Origin of the sequence: Mesorhizobium sp. B2-7-3, from assembly GCF_006440715.1 — a bacterium.
Lineage (GTDB): Bacteria > Pseudomonadota > Alphaproteobacteria > Rhizobiales > Rhizobiaceae > Mesorhizobium > Mesorhizobium australicum.
Window position 1 is genome coordinate 178,912 of the sequence record NZ_VFTY01000006.1, and the last position, 26,247, is coordinate 205,158.

Consider the following 26,247-nt stretch of genomic DNA (forward strand, 5'->3'; position numbering starts at 1 on the left):
CTCAGGCTCCCTTGCCGTAGACGATCAATTCCGAGGCTTCCTTCACCTTGGCCGGCGAGAGTGCCTCGCGCCAGTCGTCACGGACCACGACGCCCTTGGCGAAGCGCATCAGGCGCAGTGCGGCGTCGGACGGCACTTTCGGCGAGAAGCCGAACCACATGGCGATCTCGACATTCAGATGACCGATCAGGAAGTCGAGCGCGGCCTGCCTGGGAATACCATATTTGCGCTCGCACTCCTCGACGGCCTCGACCATCGTGTCGACGAAGGGCATGGCGACCATTTCGGACAGGCCGGGCTCCAGGATCGCCAGCTGTTCGACCGTCACCCGGTGGCTGTCGATGATCGGCGACCACATCGCCTTGCAGACCTCCTCGCCAAGCGCGTAGTCCTCTTCAGGTCCCTGCATCAGGGCGCAGACGATCGACTGCCTGGCGATGCCGCCATGATAGTCGCGACGCGCGGCCCACTCCGTCTCGTCGCCGAACAGCGGCGGGTGGCAGGGATGGCCGACGAAATAGGTGAGATCTGGCCTGTCCTTCGGCAGGTCGCCGGCATAGGGTGCGGCCGCATCCAGAACGAGGATCATGGTGCCCTTGGCAAGCATCGGCGAGACCTGCCGCGTCACCTGGCCGATGATGTTGTCCGGCAGAGCCATCACCACGACCTTGGCGCCGGGAATGCCTTCCTCCATGGCGACGGCGGCGATATCGGCTTCTCCCAGCCGCTTGCGGCCGGCCTCGCCGATCTCCACGGCGCGGACATCGTAGCCCGCTTCGATCAGCTTGCGTGTCACGCGGAAGCCCATCTTCCCTCCGGCTCCAAGCACCGCCACGGATGTCATCATTTGCTTCTCTCCCATTTCCTCTTGATGGCGCGCCGATGGCGCAGATTCAGCCGAACGCTTGCAGCGCGGCCTCGAGCTCCGGATGCGTGGCCGCGTAGTCGCGCGCGGGAATGCCTGCCGCCGCGGCTTCGAAAGCATCGTGCAGGCTTTGAACGCCGGCGGCCGGACCGCCGGGATGCGCCATGATCCCGCCGCCGCAGCAATAGATGAAATCGTTCGTGCCGAGCCTTCCATAGGTCTCGCCCGCCTGCACCGCGGTCTGTCCGGACGAAAACACCGGCATCACCGTATCGGGCCGGTCGGCCCGGCCGAACATCGGAGTGAGGCAGGCGTGGGCGGATGCCATCACCGAATCGTCGGGCTCGCAGAACTTGTTGGACAGCCCGTTGACGTGCATGTGGTCGATGCCGGCCAGGCGCCAGAATTTCTGGTAGGCGAGATAGCTCATGCCGACATCAGGAGAACGGCTGAAGAGACCCCAGCCCGCCCGATGGCCGTGCAGCGCGACGGCGGAATGCCGGCGCATCTTGACGACACCCGACAGGCCGACGGAATTGAGGACAAGCATGGCGCAGGTGCCGCCACGGCGCTCGATCAGGTCGAGCTGGCGGCGCATGGCGTCGATGTCGCCGGAAATGTTGGCCGCGTACATGACCTTGCGCCCGGTCCTGTCGGCGTGCCGGTCGATGACAGCCATGACCGCCTCGAACCGCTGTTCGAACGGCGAATGCGGGGGATCTCCCATCAGTTCGTCGTCCTTGATGAAGTCGAGGCCGGCTGAGATCAGCGTATCGGCCAGGGTCGCGGTCTCCCGCGGCGTAAGGCCGACGCTCGGTTTGACGATGGTGCCGATCAGCGGCCGTCCCGTGACGCCGGTCAGACGACGCGTGCCTTCGACAGCGAAAGCCGGCCCCGGATAGGCATCAGCGAAGACATCGGGAAAGCTGACGTCGAGCAGACGCATGGCCGAGAAATGATGCAGCTCGAACAGATTGCCGAGCACCGTCGACCAGACCGAAGCCAGCACGGTGCCCATGTTCTCGATGTTCCAGGAAAGACCCACTTTGGCCCGGCGCGGCCTGACGGCCGCCGCATCTCCGGGCGCGCGCGAAAACGGCAACGCCTCGCCATCGACCTCGCCAAGATCCTCGATGAATTCGACGCGCGCGCCAAATCTGAGCAGCAGTTCTGGCGTCTCCCCAGGGATCGGACGGAATGTCCCGCTCGATTGCTCACCCGCCATCGCGGCCGCGGCGACCTCCATGGGATAGCGGGTTTCGATCAGGTAGGTGGCGTTAAGACGACCGGTCAATGCAGGCTTCCCGGCTGGAATGAACTTCATAACGGGAGCGATAGCATCAAAAGGACATCATGTCATCACATGAGTTTTCCGGTCAAAAAATTTGCAACTGTCAGTCCCCGCCGTTGTTGCCCGCCAGTTTCGAATAGAGTTCGTTGGCGCGGCCTATATGGTCCGCCATGGCGGCGCTGGCGCCTTCGGCGTCGCCGCTGGCGATCGCCTTGTAGATGCGTTCGTGTTCCTCGACCGTCAGACGCTCGGCGCCTTTCACGGCCACGAGATCGCGCTTGAAGCGCGACAGCCATTCGAGCATGCCCTTGGCCACGGCCGCGATCATCGAATTGCCGCTCATTTCCGCTATGACGGCGTGGAATTCCATGTCGGCGGTTACGAACCGAGCCTGGTCGCCCTTCGCCTCGCGCAGATGGCGCAAGGTCCCGGCAAGCCGTTCCAGGCTCTTGGCCGTGGCGCGTCGCGTGGCGATCCGGACCAAACCGGTTTCCAGCAAGAGCCTGACTTCCTTGAGTTCTTCGAGGCCGCGAGAGTTCGTCGCCAGCATCATGACCATTGCCGCGGAGACCTGATCGACGATCACCTCCGGCGTCGGGTTGATGACGCGCGCCCGTTCGCCGTGCGATATCCGGATGAGCCCCATCTGCTGCAACGTCAGCATCGCTTCGCGGATCGACGGCCGCCCGACGCCGATCATCGTCATCAGTTCCTTTTCCGACGGCAATTGGGAACCGGGCGGAAATTCGGACGTCGAGATCGCCGCCATCAGCCGATCGAGAACCTCGACATACAACTTCTTCTTCTGGACCGGTTCCATCCGCATCTCTCCTGATCGTTTCCCGGGGGCAATCGATCCCGAGTCGCACCAACAGGCAAGGTCCCCGCTAATTATTGACATTACATATATGATGACCTAGCGTCCAGTATGGCCAGTCTCAATGCGGCCGTGTCGGCAAACAGGGGTCGGCCGGCCCGACTGGCCAAGGATGAGACAGAGAACCCGGCGGGCGCGCGTTGCTCCCGTCGACGCGGTCAAATGAGGTTCCGAGCGGCTTGCCTATTTGGTATGCTGGTATAACATGTAGCTGGTATGGTGTCTTTCGGAAGAGACGCCATTGCGGAGTGACAGACGAGCCGATCAGGTCGGCCGGTTTTTGGGAGGAGAGATCATGAAGTTTTCAATTGTGGCGGCGCTTGCCGGCGCCGCGCTGGCCAGTGCTTCTGTTTTGCCGGCGATCGCATCGTCGGACAAACCGGTGATCGCGCTCGCCAACGCCTATTACGGCAACACCTGGCGCCACCAGATGGTGGAGGCGTTCGAGGCCTCGGCCAAGGAAGCCAAGGCAGGTGGCCAGATCGCCGATTACATCATCATGAACGGTGACGGCTCGGTGGCGCAGCAGAACAGCCAGATCGCCGAGCTGATCCTCAAGAAGGTCGATGTGCTCGCCGTCGACGCCGCCTCGGAGACCGCGGTCAACGGCATCATCGAAAAGGCCTGCAAGGCCGGCATCATCGTCGTTTCCTTCGATTCGGTTGCTTCGGCGCCCTGCAACTACCAGCTCAACTTCGACTTCAAGGGCTACAAGGCGGCCCAGGCCGAAGCCGTCTTCAAGATGATCGGCGGCAAGGGCAACGTCATCCAGGTGCGCGGCGTGAAGGGCTCTGCGCCCGACAACGACATGTTCAACGCGCAGCAGTCGGTGCTGGCGAAATATCCCGACATCAAGGTTGTCGCCACCGTCTACGGCCAGGCGACCGCCTCGGTCGCGCAGGCGGCGATCGCCAACGTCCTGCCCTCGCTGCCACATGTCGACGCCGTGCTCGGCCAGGGCGGCAGCGACGATGTCGGCATCGCCCAGGCCTTCGTCCAGTATGGCGGCGATTATGCCGGCAAGATGCCGATCATCGAAGGCGGCGGCGGCACCGACTTCGTCAAATGGTGGGCCGAAGAGAATGCCAAGAACGGCTACCAGACCGTCTCGATGAACACCACGCCGGGCATTGGCGGCGCCGCGTTCTGGCTCGGCCTTTCGTTGCTCAAGGGCGGCAAGGCACCGAAGCTGATGATCATGCCGGTGGCGACGGTCGATGCCAGCAATCTCAAGGAGTATGCGAAGCTGCCGGGCGGCCAGATCATCAGCCCTACCTATTCGCTCGACTGGGTCAAGCAGAACCTGCTCAGCAAGTAAGGCTGCCATTGCCAGGGACCGGGCGCGCCAAACGGCCGCGCCCGGTCCCTGCCCGTAAGAAACGGAGGACGAATGTCCCATCTCGCCGTAACCGATCCGGAGGGTGCAGCCGCTACGGTGCCCGACACCAGGCCAAACGTCGTCTCGCTGTCGCGGATCACCAAGAGCTTCGGGCCGACGCTGGCGAATGCGCAGATCGACCTCGCCGTCTCGGCCGGCGAAATCATCGGCCTGGTCGGTGGCAACGGCGCCGGCAAATCGACGCTGATGCGCATCCTGTGCGGGGCGACGTCACCGACCCTCGGCTCGATTTCGTTCACCGGCCAGGATGTGGGCTTCGCCGACTACGACACGGCGGAGGCGCAAAGGCGCGGCATCCGCATGGTGCATCAGGAACTGTCGCTGTGCGCCAACCTTTCCGTCGCCGAGAACTTCTTCCTGGAGACGCCAGGCGAAGCGGCCAACCGGCCTGGCTGGCGTGCGCTCTATCGAGCCCGCGCCCGGGCGGCGCTGGACGCCGTCTTTCCCGCCAACGGCATCGATGTGAACGCCGAAGTCGGCCATCTCTCCATCGCCGAGCGGCAGATGGTCGAGATCGCGCGCGCCGCCGCCACGCCGGGCGTCAAGCTGATCGTGCTCGACGAGCCGACCTCCTCGCTCGACCTCGACCGCTCGAGGCAGTTGCGGGCCTTCATCCGCGAACGAGCCAAATCCGGCCTTGCCTTCATCTTCATCAGCCACAAGCTGCAGGAAATCATCGACATCGCCACGCAGGTGATGGTGCTGCGCAACGGGCGCACCGCCTGGCGCGGCGATGTCGCCGGCACTTCGATTGGCCAACTTGTGCAGCTCATGGGCGGCGACGCCAATTCGATCCACCAGCACAGCGCCACTGCCGCCAGCAGCGGCGAGGCGCTGGTCAAACTGTCCGGCTTCCTGACCGCCGGGCTCGGCCGCGACATCGAGATCGGCCGCGGCGAGATCATCGGACTGGCAGGGCTCGAGGGCAGCGGACAGAAGGAGTTGCTGCACGCCATTTTCGAGCCGGATTCCGCCAGAGGGGCCGCGGTGACCCGGAGCGGCGATGCCGGTTTCATTGCCGGCGACCGCCAGAAGGAAGGCGTGTTCCCGCTGTGGAGCGTGCTTGGAAACATCAGCATCGGCAGCCTTGCCCGCCGTCCGGCACTGGGGCTGGTTTCGCAGCGTGCCAACCGCGAGGCGGCGGCCGAAGCGGCCGGCCGGCTGCGGCTCGACGACAAGCGCTTCGGCTCCAACATCCTCGAACTCAGCGGCGGCAACCAGCAGAAGGCGCTGGTTGCGCGCGCGCTCGTCGCCGACGTTGCGATCCTGCTGCTCGACGATCCGACGCGCGGCGTCGATATTGCCACCAAGCAGGACTTCTACAGGCTCTGCAACGAGATAGCGCGCAGCGGGCGCACGCTGGTCTGGCATACGACCGAAGATGCCGAGCTTTTGGCCTGCGACCGCGTGCTGGTGTTTTCGGGCGGGCGCATCGTCAAGGAATTGAGCGGAGCGGCGATCACGGAATCGGCCGTCGTCGGCGCATCCTTCGCCCAGCAGGCGGGCACGCGCGCCGGCCCGCGACACAGCACCGCCGGCGCCGGGCTTGCCCGCCGGCTGGTGAACGCGGCTCCCTTCATCGGCCTCGCCGCCGTGCTGGCAGTGATGATCTCGGCCAACCCGGCGGTCGCTTCGATCTTCGGGCTCGACCTGCTCCTGATGCCGGCGCTGTCGCTGGTGCTGGTGACGGCGGCGCAGATGTTCATCGTCGGCGGCAGCGAGATCGATCTCGGCGTCGGCGCCTTTGCCGGCCTGGTCAGCGTGCTTTCCGCCACGCTGCTCTACGATCAGCCATGGCTCGGCGCGCTGGCGCTGGTGGCGGCGGTCGCCGCCTATGCCGGGCTTGGCGGCCTGATCCAGGCACGCAAGATCCCAGCCATCGTCGTCACGCTTGGCGCCTCTTTCATCTGGATGGGACTGGGCTATGCGCTGCAGCCGACGCCGGGCGGCGCCAGCCCCGAATGGCTGTCGGCGATGTTCAGCTGGTCACTGGGTTTCCTGCCCACCTCCATCATCCTAATCGCCGCGGTCGCGCTGGTGGTGCTGTTGATCGACCGGCTGCCGCTCGGCGTGGTGCTGCGCGGCTTCGGCAACAATCCGACCGCCATGATCCGCTCCGGCTGGTCGCCGACGCGCTATGCGCTGGTGCGCTACCTCGTCGCCGGACTGTTCGCGGCTGCCGCCGGCCTGTCGCTGACCGCGATCAACACGGCAAGCGATATCAATTCCGGCAATTCGTTCACGCTGCTCAGCGTCGCCGCCGTGGTGATGGGCGGCTGCTCGCTGCTGGGCGGCGTCATCTCGCCGGTCGGCGCCGTCGCCGGGGCGGTCACGCTGGCCTTGATCGGCGCCTTGCTCGGCACGCTGAACGTGAGCAGCGACTTCAACGCGGCAACGCAAGGGCTGATCCTCATCGCCCTGCTGACGCTGCGCAGCCTGACCGCCGACCGCAGGAGCGAACAATGAACGGCCTCGCCGCCTTCAGCCTCTGGGCGCAGAAGAACCGCTGGGTCTGGTCGGCGATCGGCGTGCTCGTTCTTTGGCTGGTGCTGTCCATCGTCACCAACCGGTTCAGCCTCTCCAGCCTGTCGGGCATCATTCTATCGGCGTCGTTCCTGACCGTTGTCGGCATCGGCCAGATGTTCGTCGTCACCACCGGGCGCGGCAATATCGACCTTTCGGTGGCGTCGGTGATCACGCTCAGCGCCTTCGTGGCGCTGCTCACCATCAAGGGCCAGGATGCCAACCTCGCCATCGGCGTGGGTGCGGCGATCCTACTCGGCCTCGCGGTCGGCGGCTTGAACTCGCTGCTCGTCGTCGGGCTGAACATACCAGCCATCATCGCCACGCTGGCGACGGGTTATGTGCTGGCGACGGCAACGCTGCTGTCGAACCGCGCCATATCGGGTTTCGCCGTCAGCCCGCTCTTGAAGACGCTGGCGACGGGCCGCGTCTCCGGCGTGCCGATCATGGCCGTCATCGCCATTGTCGGCGTGGCCGCGGCCGCGTTCGTGCTGCGCTACACGGTGTTCGGACAGTTGCTGTCGGCGGTCGGCCAGAATCGCACCGCCGCGCGACTGGCGGCGATCCGCAACAACCGGATCATCGCGTCGGCGTTCATCATCTCGGCGGTGCTGGCTTCGCTCAACGGGCTGCTGCTCGGCGCTTATATAGGCGGCGCCTTCCTCGAAATGGGCCAGCCCTATCTCCTGCAGTCGATCGCCGCGGTGGTTCTGGGCGGGACGCTGATCTTCGGCGGCTCGGCCAGCGCCGTCGGCACGCTGTTCGCCAGCATCCTTTTGATCCTCATCGTCACCACCATGCAGATCGTCGGCCTGCCGCCAGGTGCGCAGGACATCGTGCAAGGCATCGTCGTCATCTTCGTTCTGGCGCTGGCCGGCCGCCAGGTGCCGTCGAGGCGAGCCGCCGTCGACCGCGCAGGCGACGACGGCACGCTGAAATCCGAGTGATGATTCTCTTGCCAAGCTGTGGTAGAGTGATCATACCAGTAGATAAGATGACGATCGGCAATGCCGGCGTCCCGCGACCAAGGAGCAAGGGCTAGATGACGACGATTGCGCTGTTCGGTGCCGGTGGCAAAATGGGCTACCGCCTTTCGACCAATTTCCGCGGTTCGCCCTATACGATCCGCCATGTCGAGGTCAGCGAGGCCGGGCGCGAGCGGCTGAAGACCGGACTGGGCTTCGACACGGTCAGCGCCGACGAGGCGCTGGAAGGCGCCGACGTGGTGATCCTGGCCGTGCCGGACACCCATATCGGCAAGGTCGCGGCCGGCATCGAGAGCAAGCTTGCGCCGGGCACGATGGTCATCGTGCTCGATGCCGCCGCACCGTTTGCCGGCCATCTGCCCAATCGTCCCGACCTGACCTACTTCGTCACCCATCCCTGTCATCCGCCGATCTTCAACGACGAGACCGACATGGCGGCCAAGAAGGATTATTTCGGCGGCGTCAAGGCCAAGCAGCACATGGTCAGCGCACTGATGCAGGGACCGGAGGCCGACTACGCCAAGGGGGAGGCTATCGCCAAGATCATCTGGGCGCCGGTAATGCGCTCGCACCGCGTTTCCGTCGAACAGATGGCGCTGCTCGAGCCGGGACTTTCGGAAACGGTGTGCGCCTCGCTGCTGGTCGTCATGAAGGAAGCGGTCGACGAGGTGGTGGCGCGCGGCGTCGACCAGCAGGCGGCACTCGACTTCCTGCTTGGCCACATGAACGTGCTCGGCGCCGTCATCTTCGGCGAAACTAAGGGGGTGTTCTCGGATGCCTGCAACAAGGCGATCGAGTTTGGCAAGCCGGTGCTGATGCGCGACGACTGGAAGCGCGTCTTCGAGCCCGAAGAGATCGCGGCCAGCATCCAGCGGATCACTTGAGCGTCTTAGGTACAGATCTGCCTTAGGTACAGATCACCTGAATTTGTGGTTGACTCATCATACCAGTTAGCTAAGCTAATGTTCGCTCGGATCACGCTTCGCCGGGAGTTCGATGCTGAGACGGGTGGAGGATGGGGGAATAGGAACTTGCCTTGGCGGAGCTGGTGGCTTGAGCCCGGGCGTTCCGCAACCTTCACACGCTGACGAATTCAAACACAGACAAGTGGCTCGAACGATCGAGACACAGGCTTTTCAAACGGGAGGACTTCATGAAACTGACACGCAGAATGACGCTTGCCGCCTTCGCCGGCGTGCTGGCGCTCGGCACGGCGATGCCCGCCTACGCGGCGGACCTGATCGCCATCATCACCCCATCGCACGACAATCCGTTCTTCAAGGCGGAAGCCGTCGGCGCCGAGGCCAAGGCCAAGGAACTCGGCTACGAGGCGCTGGTGCTGGTGCATGACGACGACGCCAACAAGCAGTCCGAGCTGATCGATACCGCGATCGGCCGCGGCGCCAAGGCGATCATCCTCGACAATGCCGGCGCCGACGCGACCGTCGCCGCCGTGCAGAAGGCCAAGGACGCCGGCATTCCCTCCTTCCTGATCGATCGCGAGATCAACGCCACAGGCGTTGCCGTGGCGCAGATCGTCTCCAACAACTACCAGGGCGCCCAGCTCGGCGCGCAGGAGTTCGTCAAGCTGATGGGCGAAAAGGGTAATTTCGTCGAGCTGGTCGGCAAGGAATCCGACACCAATGCAGGCATCCGCTCCAAGGGCTACCATGACGTCATCGACGATTATCCGGACCTGAAAATGGTCGCGCAGCAATCGGCCAACTGGAGCCAGACCGAGGCCTATTCCAAGATGGAATCGATCCTGCAGGCCAACCCCGACATCAAGGGCGTCATCTCCGGCAACGACACGATGGCGATGGGCGCCTATGCGGCGCTCGCGGCGGCGAACCGCAAGGATGTCATCGTCGTCGGCTTCGACGGTTCGAACGACGTGCGCGATTCCATCACCTCGGACGGCATCAAGGCGACGGTGCTGCAGCCGGCCTACGCCCAGGCGCAGATGGCGGTCGAACAGGCCAACGACTTCATCAAGAACAAGAAGTCGCCCGAGAAGGAAAAGCAGCTGATGGACTGCGTGCTCATCAATGGCGACAATGCCGCCAAGCTGGAAACCTTCGCGCTGAAGAACTGAGCCGGCACGATATAATTGCGAGGGGCGGACACGCGTTCGCCCCTCAGTGCTTTATTTTGATGCAATTCCGGACGGGAAACCGTTTCACAGTTTTCCTGGAATTGCTCTAATTTCACGTTCCGGGTGCTTTTGACCGCCATGCCGAAGACATTGACCTGGCTAACCCCTTTTAGTTGGCTGATTAGTTGGCTGACGCTTGTCGCGCTCGCGGGCCTTGGCCTCGGCGGTTGCAAAATCCTGCCGACGCCGGTGGCGCAGAGTGAAAACAGCGCGTCTGCCTTTAACCCGGACAAGATGGTCGAGGACATCTGGGCCTCGAAGGTCATCCCCTACCTAAGGCAGAAGGCTGGGCCGTTCGCCGAGGTCCATGCCTTGGCGAAAACCGATCCGGCGGCGGCCGGCGCCAAATACGGCAATCCAAGGAAGCAGGCGAATTCGCCATGGACCTTCGCGGTCCGCGTCGAGGGCAAGATCGTCGCCGCCAACACGCAGTCGCGCGCGGCAACGATGGATGTCGACGTGGACGGCGACGACAAGGCCGATGCGCGCGTCCAGATCGGGCCGGCGATACGCGGCACTGCACTTAGAGACAGCCTCGATTTCGTCCAGTTCAACGACTTCACCAATCAGATCGACTTCGCCCAGTTCGGCAAGGCCTTCAACGCCTATGCCGGTAAGACCGTGCTGTCCAAACTGCCTCGCGAGGCGCTTGAGGGCCGCACCGCCAAGGTGATCGGCGCCTATACGATCGAAGGCGGCCAGGACCTGCCGCTGGTGACCCCGGCGGAGGCCGAGATCGGACCGAAGCCATGAGCCCCGCTCACGAGGTTATCCTGAAGCTGGAGGACGTCTCGAAGGTTTATGCCGGCACGGTCGCGGTCAAGCAGGCGAACTTCGAGGTGCACAAGGGGGCCGTCAACGTGCTGGTCGGCGAAAACGGCGCCGGCAAGTCGACGCTGATGAAGATCATCGCCGGCGTCGAGCAGCCGACCCTCGGCCGTATCCTGCTCGAAGGCGAAGAGGTTTCCTTCTCCTCGTCGGGAGACGCGGTCGCGCGCGGCATCGGCATGGTGTTCCAGGAGCTGAACCTGTTCGGCAATATGACCGTGGCCGAGAACATCTTCGCCACACGCGAGATCACCAACCGGCTGGGCAAGATCGATCGCAAGACACAGGAAAAGCGGGCGGGCGAATTCCTCGACCGGCTCGAGGCCGGCATCCGGCCAGACATGCTGGTCGAGGACTTGCGCATCGGCCAGCAGCAGCTGGTCGAGATCGCCAAAGCGGTATCGCTCGACGCCAAGATCCTGATCATGGACGAGCCGACCTCGGCGCTGAGTGCTACGGAAGTCGAAATCCTGTTCAAGGTGATCGCCGACCTCAAGGCGCGCGGCGTCGCTATCGTCTACATCTCGCACCGGCTGGAAGAACTGATCCGCATCGGCGACACCGTCACCGTGCTGCGCGACGGCCGCATCACCGGCCAGGAGGAAATGAAGAACGTCGACACGCAGTGGATCGTGCGGCAGATGATCGGCTCGGATGCCAAGGATTTCGCCAAGGCCGACGGCCACCAGCCAGGCGAGGAAATCTTCCGCGCCGAGGAGATCTGCCTGCCGCGCGTCACCGGCGGACTGGCGGTCGACCATGTCTCGCTGTCGCTGCGCGCCGGCGAAATCCTCGGCATATACGGGCTGATGGGCGCCGGGCGCAGCGAATTGTTCGACTGCATCATGGGCCGTCACGGCCATGCCAGCGGCAAGATCTTCATCGCCGGAAGGCAAGTGAAGGAGCGCGACACGACGCGCCGTATCCAGCGCGGGCTTGCACTGATCCCCGAGGACCGCCAGCGCGAAGGGCTGGTGTCGATCCTCTCGGTGGCCAGCAACCTGACGCTGGCGAGCCTGTCGCGTTTCGTGCGCCTGTTCCACATCCGCGGCGGCGCCGAGCGGCAGGCGGTGATGCAGATGGTGCGGGAACTCGCAATCAAGGTAGCCGACCCGGCGCAGGAAGTCTCGTCGCTGTCGGGCGGCAACCAGCAGAAGGTGGTGATCGGCAAGGCGCTGCTCACCGGACCGAAAGTGCTTCTGATGGACGAGCCCAGCCGTGGCATCGATGTCGGCGCCAAGGCCGATGTCTTCCGCACCATGCGCAAGCTTTCGCGCGACGGGCTGGGCATCCTGTTCGCCACCTCCGATCTCGACGAGGTGATGGCGCTGTCCGACCGCATCGCGGTGATGAGCAATGGCAGATTGACCGGCATGTTCGACCGCGCCGAAGCGACGGAGGCGGTGATCGTCGCCGCATCGGCGCTGGGCCACGGACCGGCCGCACATGGGGAGCAACGCTGATGACTGACATTCCGGCCAAGGCGACCGCTCCTTCCGCCTCCGGCGGCTCCGCGTTGCTGACACTGATGAAGCTCAGGACCTTTATCGCGCTGATCGCGGTCCTGGTGTTCTTCTCGATCGCCGCGCCGAACTTCCTGTCTGCGGCGAACCTGATCCTGATGGCCAAGCACGTGGCGCTCAACGCCTTCCTGGCCATGGGCATGACCTTCGTCATCATCACCGGCGGCATTGATCTTTCGGTCGGCTCGATCGTCGGCCTGTGCGGCATGGTGGCCGGCTATCTCGTGCTCAACGGCATCGACCTGCAGATCGGCTACACCATCTATTTCAACGTCGTCGAGATCGCCCTGATCACGCTTCTGGTCGGCATAGCGATCGGCGCCGTCAACGGGCTGCTGATCACCAGGCTCAACGTCGCACCCTTCATCGCCACGCTCGGCGTGCTCTATGTCGCGCGCGGTTTCGCGCTGCTGTCCTCCGACGGCCGCACCTTCCCCAACCTGGTCGGCAAGCCGGAACTCGGCACCACCGGCTTCGGCTTCCTCGGCGCCGGCCGGCTGCTCGGCCTGCCGGTGTCGATCTGGATTCTGATCGTGGTGGCGCTGGGGGCTGCCTATCTCGCGCGCTACACCCCGCTCGGCCGGCACATCTTCGCCGTCGGCGGCAATGAGCGGGCGGCGCGCATCTCGGGCGTCCGCGTCAACATGGTCAAGATGTTCGTCTACATGTTCTCCGGCTTCTGCGCCGCGATCGTCGGCCTGATCATCTCCTCGGAGCTGATGGCCTCGCATCCGGCGACGGGCGAGAGCTTCGAATTGAACGCCATCGCCGCGGCGGTGCTCGGCGGCACCTCGATGTCGGGCGGGCGCGGCACGATCGGCGGCACCATAGTCGGCGCCTTCGTCATCGGCATCCTGTCGGACGGGTTGGTGATGATGGGCGTAAGTTCGTTCTGGCAGATGGTGATCAAGGGGCTGGTCATCATCATCGCCGTCGTCGTCGACCAGGCGCAGCGCCGGCTGCAGCAGCGCGTCACCCTGATGCAGATGGCCAAGGCGGGTTGAGCATGGCGAGCTTAAGTGGAGCGCTGATCGGCTGCGGCTTCTTCGCCGTCAACCAGATGCATGCCTGGCACGACATAGAGGGCGCTTCGATCGTCGCTATCTGCGACCGCGATCCCGAGCGGCTCAAGATAGTCGGCGACCAGTTCGGCGTGACGCGGCGCTACACCGATGCGGCGGAACTTTTCGCCGCCGAGACGCTCGACTTCGTCGACATTGCCACCACGGTCGGCAGCCATCGGCCGCTGGTCGAGATGGCGGCCGCGCATGGCGTTCCCGTGATCTGTCAGAAACCGTTCGCGCCAACGCTGGCCGACGCCAAGGCGATGGTGAAAGCCTGCGCGGACGCCGGCGTCCCGCTGATGGTCCACGAAAACTTCCGCTGGCAGTCGCCGATCCAGGCGGTGCGCGCGGTGCTCGACAGCGGCGAGATCGGCACGCCCTTCTTCGGCCGTATCTCCTTTCGCTCCGGCTATGACGTGTTCTCCGGCCAGCCCTATCTGGCGACGGGCAAGCGCTTCATCATCGAGGATCTCGGCATCCATATCCTCGATATCGCCCGCTTCCTGCTCGGCGATGTGTCGAGCCTGACCGCGCGAACCAAACGCATCAACCCGGCCATCGCCGGCGAGGATGTCGCCACGATCCTCATGGACCACGCTGGCGGCGCCACCTCGGTGGTCGATTGCAGTTATGCGACCAAGCTTGCCGCGGAGCCGTTCCCGGAGACGCTCATCGAACTCGATGGCAGCGACGGCACGATCCGGCTGGCGCAAGGCTACCGGCTGACCGTCACCGGCAAGAGCGGAACCAGGGTGAGCGACGTCTCGCCGCCGCTGCTGCCCTGGGCCTCGCGGCCCTGGCACAACATCCAGGAAAGCGTGCTGGCCATCCAGCGGCACTGGGTCGACTGCCTTGCATCAGGCCAGGAACCGGCGACGTCAGGCGCGGACAATCTGAGGACATTCGCCCTGGTCGAGGCCGCCTATGCCGGTGCCGCCAGCCGAGAACCGGTGCAGATCGAAGCCTTGCTGAGATGACGGCAGACGCTTTCCAGCTCTACGGCACGCGCGCGGCCGAGCCCAAGCCGGTCACGCTGCGTGCGGGCGCATTGAGCGCGGAACTGGTCAACGGCAATCTGCGCACCATCCGCCACGGCGGCACCGAAGTGCTGCGTGCCATAGCTTACATTGTGCGAGACCGCGACTGGGGCACCTATGAGCCTGACCTCACGGACCTGACCATCGACCAGACGGACGACCGTTTCTCCGTCAGCTACGCGGCAAGCTGCCTCGGTCCGGACGGCAGCCGGCTCGGCTTCGACGCCACGATCGAAGGCTCGGCCGACGGCAGGCTGGTTTTCGATGTGACCGCACTGCCTGGGAGCGATTTCGAGACCAACCGCTGCGGCTTCTGCATCCTGCATCCGATCGCCGGCCTCGCCGGCAGCCCGGTGACGGTGGAGCACACCGATGGCAGCGTGGTGGAGACGGAGCTACCTGATCTGATCGACCCGTGGCAGCCCTTCAAGGATCTGCGTGCCATCACCCATGAAGTGCGTCCCGGCCTCAGCGCCGAATGCCGGATGGAAGGCGATATTTTCGAGATGGAGGACCAGCGCAACTGGTCGGACGCCTCCTACAAGACCTATGTGCGGCCGCTGGCGCTGCCATGGCCGTATGTGCTGCCAGCCGGCGAACCGATGCGCCAGACGATCAGCCTGCGCATCACCGGCGATGCCAATGTGCCTGCCTCGGCGGCGCCGGCCGAACCGGTCCGCGTCGAGCTCGGGCAAGCCGGCGCGAAGCTGCCCGATATCGGCATCGTGGTCTATCCCGAGGAGATCGAGGCGGCACTTGCCGATCTGCCGTTGCTGCGAGGGCTCGGCCCCCGGCAACTGCTTTTCCACTTCGACCCGACGCGTGGTCACGGCCGCGAGGCGCTGCGCGCCCATGCCCGGCTGGCGGCCGCCTATCCTGTTTCGACGACGCTGGAGTGCGTGGTCGCTTGTGCCGGCGATCTGGACGCCGAACTTTCCGAGGTCGCCGACATGGTGCGCCGGGCAGGCCTGCGGCTCGACGCCATCGCGGTGTCGCCTGCGGTCGACCGGCAATCGACGCCGCCGGGCAGTGCCTGGCCGGCATGCCCACCGCTCGAGGACGTCTACGCGGCCGCCCGCCGCGCCTTTCCCGGCCTCCGCCTCGGCGGCGGCATGTTCAGCTATTTCACCGAACTCAACCGCAAGCGCGTTCCAGCCGGCCAGCTCGACTTCATCACCCACTGCACCAACCCGATCGTGCATGCCGCCGACGATCTCAGCGTGATGCAGTCGCTGGAGGCGCTGCCCTTCATCACCCGGTCCACGCGGGCGATCTTCGGGACAAAGCCGTACCGGATCGGACCATCGACGATTGCCATGCGCCAGAACCCGTATGGCGGCGCGACCAAGGACAATCCTCAGGGACAGCGCATCGCCATGGCGAACCGCGACCCGCGCCACGCCGCGCAGTTCGCCGCCGCATGGACGATCGGCTATGCCGCGCGCGTCGCACCGGCGGGACTGGAGATGCTGACACTGTCCAGTTTCGCCGGACCGTTCGGCGTGGTCGCGGGATCGGGCGAACCCGTCGCAGAGGGATCGCCGCGGCCGATTTTCCAGGCCGTCAAAGGGCTTTGTGAGTTGGCCGGGCTGACGCATGTTTCCGCCATGACGAGCGACGAGACGCGGGTCCTGGCGCTGGCCGGCCGCTCCGCGTCGGGCGAGACCATCGTCTGGCTGGCGAACCTGACCCCGAACGACATGCGGGTCGACACATCCGCGCTTGGCCGGGGCGATCTCGTGATGTCTCCCTATGCGATTACCAGGATCGGTTACTTCTCGGAATTCATCACATAGAGCGCACGCGAGCGCTCGAGGTGCTTGATCATCGCCTTCTCGGCGCCGTCGGCATCCCCGTGCTCGATGCGGTCGATGATCTCTTCGTGCTCGGTCAGCGTGTATTTTTCCTTGCCGGTCCAGATCAGCATTTCGGTGTGGTATTCCTTCAGCCAGCCCAGCGTGGCTTCGCTGATGGCGACATAGATCGGATTGCCTGAAATGGACGCGATCTGGGTATGGAATTTCATGTCGGCGGAGATGAAGGCTTCGGAATCGCCGCGCGCGGCGCGCTGCTCGGCCACGGTCGCCTTCAGCAATTGCACATCCTCTGATTTGGCCCTTTCCGCGGCTTCCCTGACCATGCCGCGCTCGAAGAAGATGCGCGCGGTCTTCAGGTGCTCCAGCGTGTCCCGGGACGAGGACAGGATGATCTTGGCCGCACCGTCGACCTGCTTGATGATCGACTTGGCGGTCAGTTGCAGCACCTTGGCGCGCTCGCCATGCGAGATGGCGACCAACCCCATATTGCTCAGCGCCTGCATGGCCTCGCGGATCGCCGGCCGGCCGACCTCGAAGCGCTCCATCAACTCGCGCTCGGACGGCATGTCGTCGCCCGGCTGCAGTTCGCCGCTGGTGATCAGCCGCTTCAGTCTTGCAAAGACTTCGTCGGAAAGTTTGCGCCGGACGATCGGCTCCGAACGGTTCATCGTGACGAATCACTCCCTGGCCCGGTTCCTGTTTAGCATTCCCGGCAGGATTACCGGAATGCCCGCGCCTGGAGCGGGTTCGCTCCAGCTTTGCCGCAGCCCACCGCTCTTGTCGAGGCGCGGATATTTCTTGCAATACTTATGTACTCATTATACCAGATTTCCTGCGCGACGAAACTTTTTTCGAACCCTTTTCGATCGGCCGACCGACCATGATCACGCTTACCTATCGCATCGAAACCCCTGGCAGCATCGAGGCGCTGGCCGCCAAGATCGCCAGCGACCAGTCGACCGGCACCTTCGTCGCGCTGCCGGGCGAGACCGAGGAGCTGAAGGCGCGCGTGGCGGCGCGCGTGCTGGCGATCCGGCACCTGCCGGATGCCACGCAACCCTCTCTCCCGGGATCCGGCAGCGGGCCCTTCCGGCGCGCCGATGTCGACATCGCCTTCCCCTTCGACGCCATCGGCACCGACCTGTCGGCACTGATGACCATTGCCATTGGTGGCACCTATTCGATCAGGGGCCTGTCCGGCATCCGCGTCATCGACATGAAGCTGCCGGAACAATACCGGGGTGCCCATCCGGGTCCACAGTTCGGCGTTGCGGGCAGCCGCGGGCTGACCGGTGTCGAGGGCCGCCCGATCATCGGTACCATCGTCAAGCCGGCGCTTGGTCTCAGGCCGCACGAGACGGCCGCGATGGTGGGCGAACTGATCGAGGCCGGCGTCGATTTCATCAAGGACGACGAGAAGCTGATGAGCCCTGCCTATTCGCCGCTGGCGGAGCGGGTGAAGGCGATCATGCCAGGGATTCTCGACCATGAGCAGAAGACCGGCAAGAAGGTGATGTATGCCTTCGGCATCTCGCATGCCGATCCCGACGAGATGATGCGCAACCACGATCTTGTGCTCCAAGCCGGCGGCAATTGCGCGGTCGTCAACATCAACTCGATCGGCTTCGGTGGCATGGCTTTTCTGCGGAAGCGTTCCGGCTTGGTGCTGCATGCCCATCGCAACGGCTGGGACATTCTCACACGCCACCCCGGCCTCGGCATGGACTTCAAGGTCTGGCAGCAATTCTGGCGGCTGCTCGGCGTCGACCAGTTCCAGATCAACGGCATCGGCTCGAAATATTGGGAGCCGGACGATTCCTTCATCCGCTCCTTCGAGGCAGTGACGACGCCGCTGTTTTCATCAGACGATTGCGCGCTGCCCGTGGCCTGCTCGGGCCAATGGGGCGGCCAGGCACCCGAAACCTATGAGCGCACCGGCCGCACGGTCGACCTCCTCTACCTCTGCGGCGGCGGCATCGTCAGCCATCCGGACGGACCCGGTGCCGGCGTGCGGGCCGTGCTGCAAGCCTGGCAGGCGGCGGTTGAGGGCATTGCGCTGGCGGACTATGCCCGCGATCACATCGAACTGGCCCGATCGATCGAAAAGTTCGGCGACGGCAAGGCAGCATGAGCATGGCCGCGCAAAACCTGCTCCTCAGTTATTATGGCGACGACCTTACCGGTTCGACGGACGTCATGGAGGCGCTTGAGCTCGGCGGCGTTCCGACGGTGCTGTTCATGAACCAGCCCGATCCGTCCTTGCTGGCGCGATTTTCGCATTGCCGCGCGGTTGGATTGGCGGGCACCAGCCGAAGCGAAACGCCGCAATGGATGGAGGAAAACCTGACGCCGGCCTTCGAATGGCTGAAAGGCCTCGGGGCGGCGATCTGCCACTACAAGATCTGCTCTACCTTCGATTCCAGCCCGGCGGTTGGCAGCATTGGCCGCGCCACCGAAATCGGCAGGCGTATTTTCGGCCGAGCGAGCGTGCCGATGGTGGTCGGGGCGCCGCAGCTCAAGCGCTACACCGCCTTCGGCAATCTCTTCGCGGCATTCCGCGGCGCGTATTTCCGCATCGACCGGCATCCGGTGATGAGCAGGCATCCGGTGACGCCGATGGACGAGGCCGACCTGCTCATCCACCTTTCGCGCCAGACCAGCCTAAGTTCCGGTCTGGTCGACCTGGCGGCGCTGCAGGCGGACGATCTTTCGCAAACGGTCGATCAGATCCTGCGAGACAAGGACATCGTCCTGTTCGACGTCGATAGCCTCCGGACTCAGCAGCGGGTCGGCGAACAGCTTTGGCGCATCCATGAAAAGGGCCATGGTTTTGTCGTCGGATCCTCCGGCGCCGAATATGCCTTGCTTGCCGAGTGGGCCGCCAAAGGCATCGTGTCGGGGCATGCGGCATTCGCGTCGCCCGGTCCGGTGGATCGGCTCGCCGTGGTGTCGGGCAGCGTCTCGCCCACCACGGAAAAGCAAATCCGCCACGCACTCGCCCACGGGTTCGACGGTATTGAGATGGATGCGATGCGGCTGGTCCGCGAGGGCGCCGGCGAAGCGATCGAGCAGGCGGTCGCGGCCGGGCTGGCGAGCCTTGCCAAGGGCCGCAGCGTCATCCTCTACACCGCGCTTGGTCCACAGGCCGATCGCGGCGCCGAGATCGACCGGATCGAGGGCGCCCGGAACACGCTCGGGCGGGCCCTGGGGACCATCCTGCGCCGTCTGATCGCCGAGCAGAAACTCAAGCGCGCGGTGATCGCTGGTGGCGATACGTCCAGCCACGCGCTCGGACAATTGGCCATCGACGCGCTGACCGTGCGCATGCCGTTGCCGCAATCGCCGGGATCTCCGCTCTGCGTCGCCCATGGCGGCGGTGAAATCGACGGTCTTGAGATCGCACTGAAAGGCGGCCAGGTCGGCACCGACGCCTATTTCGAGACGATCCGGCTGGGAAGCTAGTCGACGAGCCAAGCCGTTCAATACAACGGCTTGCCCATGTGCTTCGGCGTCGGCCACTGCGCCGTGATGCCGGGTTGCACCGGCCGTTCGAGGTAGGTCGCCAGAACCACGTAGCTGCGCGTCGAGGTGACGCCGGGTGTCTCGTAGAGACGCAACAGGAGGCCTTCGAGCGCCTTGGTGTCCTCGGTGCGCACCTTGAGCAATACGCATGTATCGCCGGCGACGGTGTGGATCTCCTCGACCTCGGGATATTCCGAGATCGCCATCAGTTCCGGGGTCTTGCCCCAGCCGCTGGTGTCTATGTGAACGAAGGTGAGCAGCGGCTTTCGCACCGCGTTGGGATCGATGATGGCGGCCGTGTTGCGAATGGCGCCGCTGCGCCGAAGCCGCTTGACGCGCTCGTGCGCTGCCGGCGGCGACAAGCCGACGCGATCGCCGAGTTCGGCATAGCTGACAGTCGCGTCTTCGACGAGAACGCCTAATATTTTTCGGTCGGTCGCGTCGACATCCCGGGCCGCCGGCCTGTTCCGCGGAATGCCATCTGTTTCTTCATCCATAGCGGTATTCCCGATTGTCACGGAATTTAATACGGCCATTATGATGATATGTCGAACAACGATCAAGCTACAGCCTTGGGCGCGGACACCAGGCCGCCCATCCCGGCCCTCGCCTATCTCTTGACCGGGTGCATCGCCGTGATCGGCTCGAATTCGCTTGTGCTAGGTCCGATCGCTCCGGCAGTGGCCGTGTCGTTCTCGACCAGCGTCCCCATGGTGATGATGGCGGCGGCCGCGTTCGGCCTCGGCACATCCGCGAGCGCCCTGTTCCTGGCACGCCATATCGACCGGCTCGGCGCGCGGCGGATGCTGCAGGCGGCCTTGCTGCTGCTGGCATTGGCCTTGGTCGGCAGCGCGGTCGCGCCAACGGTGAGCGCGCTGGTTGCCGCGCAGCTTATCGCTGGGATCGCGGCCGGCGTCGCCATGCCGGCAATCTATGCCAGTGCCGCGGCCATCGCCCCGCCCGGGCGGGAAAGCGGCACGATCGGCGTGGTGCTGACCGGGTGGACGCTCAGCATGGTGGCCGGCGTTTCGCTGTCGGCGGTGCTTGCCGATCTCGTGCACTGGCGCGCCGTCTTTGTCGCCGTGGCCGTGCTGGCGACGCTGGCGCTTGGCGGCCTCAGCGCATCGTCGCTCCCGGATGTCCGGAAGGCCGGACCGGCGCCCGCCCCGCTGGCGGCGTTGAACATCCCCGGCATTGTGCCCCTCCTGGTTGCCTGCAGTGCTTTCATGACCGCCTTCTACGGTGTCTATGGCTATCTTGGCGACCACCTCCACAGCGGGCTGGGGCAGCCGGTCAGCGCCAACGGGCTGGCGGCCCTCGCCTATGGCGCGGGATTTGGCACGGCGGCGCTCTTCGACGGCATCATCGACCGGCTGGGCGCCGGGCGTGTCATGCCTTTCGCCTATCTTCTCGTGGCCATCGTCTACGTGGCGATCGCCGCGACCAGCGGCAGCTATGGCTTGACGCTCGCCATGGTCGCCGCCTGGGGGCTTGCCAATCATTTCGGGCTGAACGTGCTGGTGATGCGCCTGTCGGCGCTCGATCCGTCGCGGCGGGGCACGATCATGGGGCTGAACAGCGCGGTGACCTACCTCGCGGTGTTCGTCGGCACCACCGGCTTCGGGCCGCTCTATTCCGGCTTCGGCTTCGCCACATGCGCGGCAGTTGCGGCCTTGCTGATGCTGATTGCCGCTGGCGCGGCGGCATGGCGCACACGCTAGAACTTTCCTCCCGTCGCATTGCTCCAGTCGGCACAACGTGATTGGCCAGCGGCCTGTCGCGTAGTTGACAGCGGCCCCACCATCCTTCCATACAAAACGCGTTAATGTTCTCAGGGCGGGGTGAAAGTCCCCACCGGCGGTAACGGCTTCGGCCCAAGCCCGCGAGCGCTTTCCGCTATCGGAGAGGTCAGCAGATCCGGTGTGATTCCGGAGCCGACGGTTACAGTCCGGATGAAAGAGAACGAAACGGAAGACGGACCGCCCCGGCGGGCCGCATTTCGTATCGTGCGTCCTGATTCTGGTTCGAAACGGAAGGATGGACCCATGAATCAGCATTCCCACAAAGACTATGAAACAATCCGCGTCGCCGTCATCAGGGCGCGCTGGCATGCCGACATCGTCGACCAGTGCGTGCAAGCCTTTGGGGCGGAACTGGCCGAGATTGGCGGCGGACGCTTTGCCGTCGACATCTTCGACGTGCCCGGCGCCTACGAAATTCCGCTCCATGCCAAGACGCTTGCCGGGACCGGCCGCTACGCCGCGATCCTCGGCACGGCATTCGTCGTCAATGGCGGCATCTACCGGCACGACTTCGTCGCCAACGCCGTTATCGACGGCATGATGAACGTGCAGTTGTCGACCGGCGTGCCCGTGCTTTCGGCGGTGCTCACGCCCCACAATTTCCACGACAGCACCGAGCATCATCGCTTCTTCTTCGAGCATTTCACGGTCAAGGGGAAGGAAGCGGCAAACGCCTGTGTGCAGATACTCGCCGCGCGGGAAAAGATCGCGGCCTGAAGCGGTGCTGCCGGGGTGGAAATCCCGGTAACGGGCTGTAGTATCCCGGAAAATACTGAGTTCGGGAGGATGCCGGTGCAGACCAAGAAGATCATCAATGACGGCAACCGTGCCGTCGACGAAATGCTCGAAGGGATCCTGGCCGCGCATCCTCGCCATCTCGGGAGCGTGGACGGCAGTCCGCGCTCGATCATCGCCCGCGATGGACCGAGGCCCGGCAAGGTCGGGCTGGTGATCGGCGGCGGCTCCGGCCACGAGCCGACCTTTCTCGGCTTTGTCGGCAAGGGGCTGGCGGACGCGGCGGCTGTCGGCAACGTCTTTGCCTCGCCGCCGCCCGATCCGATCCTCGAATGCACCAAGGCGATCAGCGGCGGCGCCGGCGTGCTGTTCATGTACGGCAACTATGCCGGCGACGTGATGAATTTCGACATGGCGGCCGAGATGGCCGCCATGGACGACATCGAGGTGCGCACGGTGCTGACCACCGACGACGTCGCCTCGGCGCCGCGTGACCAGCGGCGGAAGCGCCGTGGTGTCGCGGGTAATTTCTTCATCTTCAAGGCGGCCGGTGCCGCCTGCGACCTGATGCTCTCCCTCGACGAATGCGAGCGCGTCGCGCGCAAGGCCAACGACCGCACCTTCACGATGGGCGTGGCACTGTCGCCCTGCTCGCTGCCGCAGACCCGGCGGCCGAATTTCGAGATCGGCACGGACGAGATGGAAATCGGGATGGGCATCCATGGCGAACCCGGCATCGCCCGCGGCAAGCTCGGGACCGCCGACGAAATCACCGACGAGATGCTGGACAAGATTTTCGCCGAGATGGCGCCGAAGCGCGGCGACAAGGTCGCGGTGCTGGTCAATTCGCTGGGTTCGACGCCGCTGATGGAGCTCTACATCATGAACCGCCGGGTCAAGCAGAGGCTCGACGCCATCGGCGTTTCGGTCCACGCGACCTGGGTCGGCAACTACTGCACGTCGCTGGAAATGGCCGGCGCTTCGGTGACGCTTTTCCATCTCGACGAAGAATTGCAGGCGATGCTCGACCACCCCTGCGACTGCGCCATGTTCCGTGCCGGCTGAGGAGCGCTCCATGACCATCGCCGCGTTCGACCTGAAAAGAATGTTCGATGCGATCGCCGTGGCGATGGAAGCCGACAGGGACCGGCTTTGCCAGCTCGACGGCGTCATCGGCGACGCCGACCACGGCATTGCCATGGCGCTCGGGTTCAACGCCGCGCGCGATGCTCTGGCATCGCTCGACCTTACGGCGGCCGAGCCGACCGCGCTCCTCAACGCCGCGGCGAAATCGTTTCTCAATGCCGTCGGCGCGTCCTGCGGCCCGCTCTATGCCACCGCCTTCATGCGCGCCGCCGCCGCCGTCAAGGGCAAGGCGACGCTGGCGGATGCCGATGTCGTCGCGCTGCTGCAGGCCATGGCGCAAGGCATCAAGGATCGCGGCAAGGCCGAAACCGGCGAAAAGACAATGGTCGACGCCTGGCAACCGGCGGCGGAAGCGGCCGGCGCCAGCAATGCAGCAGGAAAAAACCTTGCCGAAAGCCTCCAGGCCGCTTTTGCCGCCGCCGAGCGCGGCGCGGAATCGACCAAGGACATGATCGCCGCCAAGGGCCGCTCGTCGCGGCTCGGCGAGCGCTCGCTCGGCCATATCGATCCCGGTGCGGCTTCGGCCGTCACCGTCATCGGTGCGATGCGCGACAGTCTCGCTTAGCCCTTCGCCGCGTCGAGCTTGTCGATCGCCTGGACGTTGCCGGCCGACGGTCCCTTCTCGTCGAACTCCGAGGCCAGCCAGGTATCGACAATGGCCTTGGCGAGTTCCGGGCCGATGACGCGGGCGCCCATGGTGATGATCTGGGCGTTATTGGATTTCGCCGCGCGTTCGGCCGAATAGGTGTCGTGGGTGAGTGCGGCGCGGATGCCCGGCACCTTGTTGGCCGAGATCGAGACGCCGATGCCGGTGCCGCAGAACAGGATGCCGCGATCGTTCTCGCCGTCGATGATCGTCTGGGCAAGTTTCCGCGACAGATCGGCATAGAAGCCGGCCTGGCTGAGGTCGCTGACGGTGAGCCCCGGCTTGGTCGCCAGATGCGCTGATATGACGTCGAGCAGCGGCTTGCCGGCGCTGTCGGCTCCAATGGCTATTTTCATTTTTTGTCCTTTCCAGTTCGATGATTCAGATGGCGGCCGACGCGCGGCGCAGGATGTCGATGTAGCCTTCGGCCTGCCAGGCCGAGCGGCCGATGAACAAGCCGTCGATGTTGGGCTGGGCGATCAGTTCCGCGGCATTGCCGGGATTGACGCTGCCGCCATAGAGCACCGGCGGCACGGACGGCAGCAGGCCGCCGGCGACCGTCTTGATCAGCGCCTGCTGCCTGTCGGCATAGTCGGAACTGGCCGGAATGCCCTTGTCGCCAATCGCCCAGACCGGCTCGTAGGCGAACAGGATTTTTGCTCCCCTCGCCTCGCCCTCGAGGAATTGCAGTGCACCCTCGACCTGGCTGGTCAGCACCGCATCGGCCTTGCCGCCTTCGCGCTCGGCCAGCGTCTCGCCGACGCAGATCAGCGGTATCAGTGCGTGCTTGACCGCCGCCGCCGTCTTCAGCCCAACCGTGCGGTCGGTCTCGCCGAAGTGCTCGCGCCTTTCGCTGTGGCCGAGTTCGACCAGGTCTAGGCCACAATCGTTCAGCATCACCGGCGAGATCTCGCCGGTCCAGGCGCCGGCGTCGGCCCAATGCATGTTCTGCGCGCCGACCTTGACGCGCGTCGTCGACAGCGCCTGCCCGACCTCGCGCACCGCCGTGAAAGGCGGGACGACGAAAGGCTGGATGCGATCGTCGAAACCCGCCACGAAGCCGGCCAGTGCGCCTGCAAAGTCAAGCGCCTCCGCGAGCGTCTTGTTCATCTTCCAGCTTGTACCGACCCAGTAAATCACGCGTACACCCCTTGATCATCAATCCTTGTCGGCGACCACCGTCAGCGAGACGCCGGCCGCATCCAGCGTGTCGCGCATTCCGGGCTCCGGCCCGCGCCCGGTGAAGACGGCGTCGAATGCCTTGAGATCGGCCAGGAAATGCAGCGCGCTGCGGCCAAACTTGCCGTGATCCACCAGCAGATATTTGCGTGTCGCCGCGGCCATCATCAGTCGCTTGGCCTGCACCACTTCCTGGTCCTGATGGAAGGCGGAGGCGCCATGGATGGCGGACGACGACAGGAAGGCGACATCGGCGCGCAGCGACCGCAGCGAAGCCTCGGCGAGCAGGCCGAAGAAGCCGTGGAATTTCTTCGAGTACTGGCCGCCAAGCGCGATCAGGTTGATGCCTGCGGCACCGGCCAGATCCTGGATGACGGCGAGATTGTTGGTGATCACCGTCAGCGGCCTGAGATCGGCGAGATACCGCGCGATACCGCCCGCGGTCGAACCGTCGTCGATGATGACCGTCTGGCCGGGTTCGATCATGGCCACGGCCGCCGCCGCAAGGCGCTGTTTTTCCCCGATCGCCTGCTTCTGCCGGTAGCGGAAATCGCTTTCAAACAGACTGCTCGGCTGGATCGAGGCGCCGCCGCGCACCTTGCGCAGCAAACCGCTCTCCTCGAGCTCGTCGAGGTCGCGATGCACGGTCATCCTGGAGACGCCAAAGCGGGAGGCAAGATCGTCGACGCTCGCCGCGCCGGCATCCACCAGGAAGTCCATGATGCCTTGGCGTCTGTTGTCGCTCTTCATTCTCGCCGACCCGCCAACGCAGAAGCCTGGCTCCTTGATCGAACGAAGATATAACAGATATGATCGCATAGGTATCATGATTTTTGTGATAATGGGATATTT

The 26,247-nt window shown here is 64.7% G+C and carries 24 protein-coding genes and 1 riboswitch; of the genes, 16 read left to right on the top strand and 8 right to left on the bottom strand.

Annotated elements, in window-relative coordinates; genetic code table 11:
• Position 1 precedes the first annotated feature (1 nt).
• The 3 genes from FJW04_RS15695 to nanR all read right to left on the bottom strand — a co-directional run bounded on the left by FJW04_RS15695 (position 2) and on the right by nanR (position 2,976).
• Entirely contained in the window at positions 2–844 is an 843-nt protein-coding gene (locus FJW04_RS15695; protein WP_281405546.1) for a phosphogluconate dehydrogenase C-terminal domain-containing protein, read from the bottom strand.
• A 49-nt stretch (positions 845–893) separates the two neighbouring features.
• Complete coding sequence (locus tag FJW04_RS15700; RefSeq protein WP_318011814.1) at positions 894–2,159, bottom strand: ribulose-bisphosphate carboxylase large subunit family protein; 1,266 nt, start codon at positions 2,157–2,159, stop codon at positions 894–896.
• A 100-nt stretch (positions 2,160–2,259) separates the two neighbouring features.
• On the bottom strand, positions 2,260–2,976 hold the full coding sequence (gene nanR, locus FJW04_RS15705; protein ID WP_140715148.1) for a transcriptional regulator NanR: 717 nt from the start codon (positions 2,974–2,976) through the stop codon (positions 2,260–2,262).
• 352 nt (positions 2,977–3,328) lie between these two features.
• On the opposite strand from nanR, the gene FJW04_RS15710 reads away from it, so the two are divergent.
• From FJW04_RS15710 to FJW04_RS15755, 10 genes are all read left to right on the top strand, one after another.
• Complete coding sequence (locus FJW04_RS15710) at positions 3,329–4,351, top strand: ABC transporter substrate-binding protein (protein ID WP_140617391.1); 1,023 nt, start codon at positions 3,329–3,331, stop codon at positions 4,349–4,351.
• Between the two features lie 72 nt (positions 4,352–4,423).
• On the top strand, positions 4,424–6,898 hold the full coding sequence (locus tag FJW04_RS15715) for an ATP-binding cassette domain-containing protein (protein ID WP_140715150.1): 2,475 nt from the start codon (positions 4,424–4,426) through the stop codon (positions 6,896–6,898).
• The gene (locus FJW04_RS15720) at positions 6,895–7,902 is read left to right on the top strand and encodes an ABC transporter permease (RefSeq protein WP_140715152.1); all 1,008 of its coding nucleotides are present in this window, start codon (positions 6,895–6,897) and stop codon (positions 7,900–7,902) included. Before FJW04_RS15715 ends, FJW04_RS15720 begins: the two co-directional genes overlap by 4 nt.
• Before the next feature lie 95 nt (positions 7,903–7,997).
• Complete coding sequence (locus FJW04_RS15725; protein ID WP_015318942.1) at positions 7,998–8,825, top strand: phosphogluconate dehydrogenase C-terminal domain-containing protein; 828 nt, start codon at positions 7,998–8,000, stop codon at positions 8,823–8,825.
• A gap of 269 nt (positions 8,826–9,094) precedes the next feature.
• Positions 9,095–10,036 carry a D-ribose ABC transporter substrate-binding protein gene (locus FJW04_RS15730; RefSeq protein ID WP_140715154.1) on the top strand — a complete coding sequence of 314 codons (942 nt, stop codon included), beginning with the start codon at positions 9,095–9,097 and terminating at the stop codon, positions 10,034–10,036.
• Between the two features lie 138 nt (positions 10,037–10,174).
• Positions 10,175–10,849, top strand: a complete 675-nt coding sequence (locus FJW04_RS15735) for a DUF2291 family protein (RefSeq protein ID WP_246673837.1) — start codon at positions 10,175–10,177, stop codon at positions 10,847–10,849.
• Positions 10,846–12,387 carry a sugar ABC transporter ATP-binding protein gene (locus FJW04_RS15740; RefSeq protein ID WP_140715156.1) on the top strand — a complete coding sequence of 514 codons (1,542 nt, stop codon included), beginning with the start codon at positions 10,846–10,848 and terminating at the stop codon, positions 12,385–12,387. The genes FJW04_RS15735 and FJW04_RS15740 overlap by 4 nt, the downstream gene beginning before the upstream one ends.
• On the top strand, positions 12,387–13,451 hold the full coding sequence (locus FJW04_RS15745) for an ABC transporter permease (RefSeq protein ID WP_140715158.1): 1,065 nt from the start codon (positions 12,387–12,389) through the stop codon (positions 13,449–13,451). The genes FJW04_RS15740 and FJW04_RS15745 overlap by 1 nt, the downstream gene beginning before the upstream one ends.
• Positions 13,452–13,453: 2 nt before the next feature.
• Positions 13,454–14,488: a Gfo/Idh/MocA family oxidoreductase gene (locus FJW04_RS15750; protein ID WP_140715160.1), complete on the top strand. Its 1,035-nt coding sequence runs from the start codon at positions 13,454–13,456 to the stop codon at positions 14,486–14,488.
• Positions 14,485–16,344 (top strand): hypothetical protein, encoded by a 1,860-nt coding sequence (locus FJW04_RS15755; RefSeq protein ID WP_140715162.1) that lies wholly within the window; start codon positions 14,485–14,487, stop codon positions 16,342–16,344. The genes FJW04_RS15750 and FJW04_RS15755 overlap by 4 nt, the downstream gene beginning before the upstream one ends.
• Here the strand turns inward: FJW04_RS15755 and FJW04_RS15760 are convergent.
• Complete coding sequence (locus FJW04_RS15760) at positions 16,320–17,033, bottom strand: transcriptional regulator NanR (RefSeq protein WP_140715164.1); 714 nt, start codon at positions 17,031–17,033, stop codon at positions 16,320–16,322. The two genes, FJW04_RS15755 and FJW04_RS15760, sit on opposite strands and share 25 nt — an antisense overlap.
• A gap of 212 nt (positions 17,034–17,245) precedes the next feature.
• On the opposite strand from FJW04_RS15760, the gene oiaX reads away from it, so the two are divergent.
• Positions 17,246–18,496, top strand: coding sequence for a 3-oxo-isoapionate-4-phosphate decarboxylase OiaX (oiaX, locus tag FJW04_RS15765; protein ID WP_140617399.1), 1,251 nt, complete (start codon positions 17,246–17,248; stop codon positions 18,494–18,496).
• Between the two features lie 2 nt (positions 18,497–18,498).
• Positions 18,499–19,827, top strand: coding sequence for a four-carbon acid sugar kinase family protein (locus tag FJW04_RS15770; RefSeq protein ID WP_140715166.1), 1,329 nt, complete (start codon positions 18,499–18,501; stop codon positions 19,825–19,827).
• Positions 19,828–19,844: 17 nt separating this feature from the next.
• On the opposite strand, the gene FJW04_RS15775 is transcribed toward FJW04_RS15770, so the two are convergent.
• Positions 19,845–20,384, bottom strand: a complete 540-nt coding sequence (locus FJW04_RS15775) for an Lrp/AsnC family transcriptional regulator (RefSeq protein ID WP_015318952.1) — start codon at positions 20,382–20,384, stop codon at positions 19,845–19,847.
• Positions 20,385–20,432: 48 nt separating this feature from the next.
• Here FJW04_RS15775 and FJW04_RS15780 point away from each other — a divergent pair, with 48 nt between their 5' ends.
• The 4 genes from FJW04_RS15780 to dhaL all read left to right on the top strand — a co-directional run bounded on the left by FJW04_RS15780 (position 20,433) and on the right by dhaL (position 24,135).
• Positions 20,433–21,608: an MFS transporter gene (locus FJW04_RS15780; protein WP_140715168.1), complete on the top strand. Its 1,176-nt coding sequence runs from the start codon at positions 20,433–20,435 to the stop codon at positions 21,606–21,608.
• Positions 21,609–21,710: 102 nt separating this feature from the next.
• Positions 21,711–21,855: riboswitch (FMN riboswitch) on the top strand.
• A 77-nt stretch (positions 21,856–21,932) separates the two neighbouring features.
• A complete protein-coding gene (locus tag FJW04_RS15785) occupies positions 21,933–22,406 on the top strand; it encodes a 6,7-dimethyl-8-ribityllumazine synthase (protein ID WP_140715170.1) in 474 nt (157 codons plus the stop codon).
• Positions 22,407–22,481: 75 nt separating this feature from the next.
• The gene (locus FJW04_RS15790) at positions 22,482–23,489 is read left to right on the top strand and encodes a dihydroxyacetone kinase subunit DhaK (protein WP_140715172.1); all 1,008 of its coding nucleotides are present in this window, start codon (positions 22,482–22,484) and stop codon (positions 23,487–23,489) included.
• 10 nt (positions 23,490–23,499) lie between these two features.
• Positions 23,500–24,135: a dihydroxyacetone kinase subunit DhaL gene (gene dhaL / locus FJW04_RS15795; protein ID WP_140617403.1), complete on the top strand. Its 636-nt coding sequence runs from the start codon at positions 23,500–23,502 to the stop codon at positions 24,133–24,135.
• On the opposite strand, the gene FJW04_RS15800 is transcribed toward dhaL, so the two are convergent.
• Genes FJW04_RS15800 through FJW04_RS15810 form a run of 3 tightly spaced genes read right to left on the bottom strand, consistent with a single transcriptional unit; the run spans position 24,132 to position 26,145 of the window.
• Complete coding sequence (locus FJW04_RS15800; RefSeq protein ID WP_140715174.1) at positions 24,132–24,572, bottom strand: RpiB/LacA/LacB family sugar-phosphate isomerase; 441 nt, start codon at positions 24,570–24,572, stop codon at positions 24,132–24,134. The two genes, dhaL and FJW04_RS15800, sit on opposite strands and share 4 nt — an antisense overlap.
• A gap of 25 nt (positions 24,573–24,597) precedes the next feature.
• A complete protein-coding gene (locus FJW04_RS15805; protein WP_140715176.1) occupies positions 24,598–25,356 on the bottom strand; it encodes a triose-phosphate isomerase in 759 nt (252 codons plus the stop codon).
• A gap of 18 nt (positions 25,357–25,374) precedes the next feature.
• A complete protein-coding gene (locus FJW04_RS15810; RefSeq protein ID WP_140617406.1) occupies positions 25,375–26,145 on the bottom strand; it encodes a DeoR/GlpR family DNA-binding transcription regulator in 771 nt (256 codons plus the stop codon).
• Between the last annotated feature and the right edge of the window lie 102 nt (positions 26,146–26,247).

Coding starts and splice junctions, on each gene's coding strand:
- oiaX (WP_140617399.1), top strand. CDS start 17,246: ATGATCACGCTTACCTATCGCATCGAAACCCCTGGCAGCATCGAGGCG.
- FJW04_RS15750 (WP_140715160.1), top strand. CDS start 13,454: ATGGCGAGCTTAAGTGGAGCGCTGATCGGCTGCGGCTTCTTCGCCGTC.
- FJW04_RS15800 (WP_140715174.1), bottom strand. CDS start 24,572: ATGAAAATAGCCATTGGAGCCGACAGCGCCGGCAAGCCGCTGCTCGAC.
- FJW04_RS15785 (WP_140715170.1), top strand. CDS start 21,933: ATGAATCAGCATTCCCACAAAGACTATGAAACAATCCGCGTCGCCGTC.
- FJW04_RS15775 (WP_015318952.1), bottom strand. CDS start 20,384: ATGGATGAAGAAACAGATGGCATTCCGCGGAACAGGCCGGCGGCCCGG.
- FJW04_RS15770 (WP_140715166.1), top strand. CDS start 18,499: ATGGCCGCGCAAAACCTGCTCCTCAGTTATTATGGCGACGACCTTACC.
- FJW04_RS15710 (WP_140617391.1), top strand. CDS start 3,329: ATGAAGTTTTCAATTGTGGCGGCGCTTGCCGGCGCCGCGCTGGCCAGT.
- FJW04_RS15715 (WP_140715150.1), top strand. CDS start 4,424: ATGTCCCATCTCGCCGTAACCGATCCGGAGGGTGCAGCCGCTACGGTG.
- FJW04_RS15780 (WP_140715168.1), top strand. CDS start 20,433: ATGTCGAACAACGATCAAGCTACAGCCTTGGGCGCGGACACCAGGCCG.
- nanR (WP_140715148.1), bottom strand. CDS start 2,976: ATGGAACCGGTCCAGAAGAAGAAGTTGTATGTCGAGGTTCTCGATCGG.
- FJW04_RS15695 (WP_281405546.1), bottom strand. CDS start 844: ATGACATCCGTGGCGGTGCTTGGAGCCGGAGGGAAGATGGGCTTCCGC.
- FJW04_RS15720 (WP_140715152.1), top strand. CDS start 6,895: ATGAACGGCCTCGCCGCCTTCAGCCTCTGGGCGCAGAAGAACCGCTGG.
- dhaL (WP_140617403.1), top strand. CDS start 23,500: ATGACCATCGCCGCGTTCGACCTGAAAAGAATGTTCGATGCGATCGCC.
- FJW04_RS15735 (WP_246673837.1), top strand. CDS start 10,175: ATGCCGAAGACATTGACCTGGCTAACCCCTTTTAGTTGGCTGATTAGT.
- FJW04_RS15730 (WP_140715154.1), top strand. CDS start 9,095: ATGAAACTGACACGCAGAATGACGCTTGCCGCCTTCGCCGGCGTGCTG.
- FJW04_RS15755 (WP_140715162.1), top strand. CDS start 14,485: ATGACGGCAGACGCTTTCCAGCTCTACGGCACGCGCGCGGCCGAGCCC.
- FJW04_RS15810 (WP_140617406.1), bottom strand. CDS start 26,145: ATGAAGAGCGACAACAGACGCCAAGGCATCATGGACTTCCTGGTGGAT.
- FJW04_RS15760 (WP_140715164.1), bottom strand. CDS start 17,033: ATGAACCGTTCGGAGCCGATCGTCCGGCGCAAACTTTCCGACGAAGTC.
- FJW04_RS15740 (WP_140715156.1), top strand. CDS start 10,846: ATGAGCCCCGCTCACGAGGTTATCCTGAAGCTGGAGGACGTCTCGAAG.
- FJW04_RS15725 (WP_015318942.1), top strand. CDS start 7,998: ATGACGACGATTGCGCTGTTCGGTGCCGGTGGCAAAATGGGCTACCGC.
- FJW04_RS15745 (WP_140715158.1), top strand. CDS start 12,387: ATGACTGACATTCCGGCCAAGGCGACCGCTCCTTCCGCCTCCGGCGGC.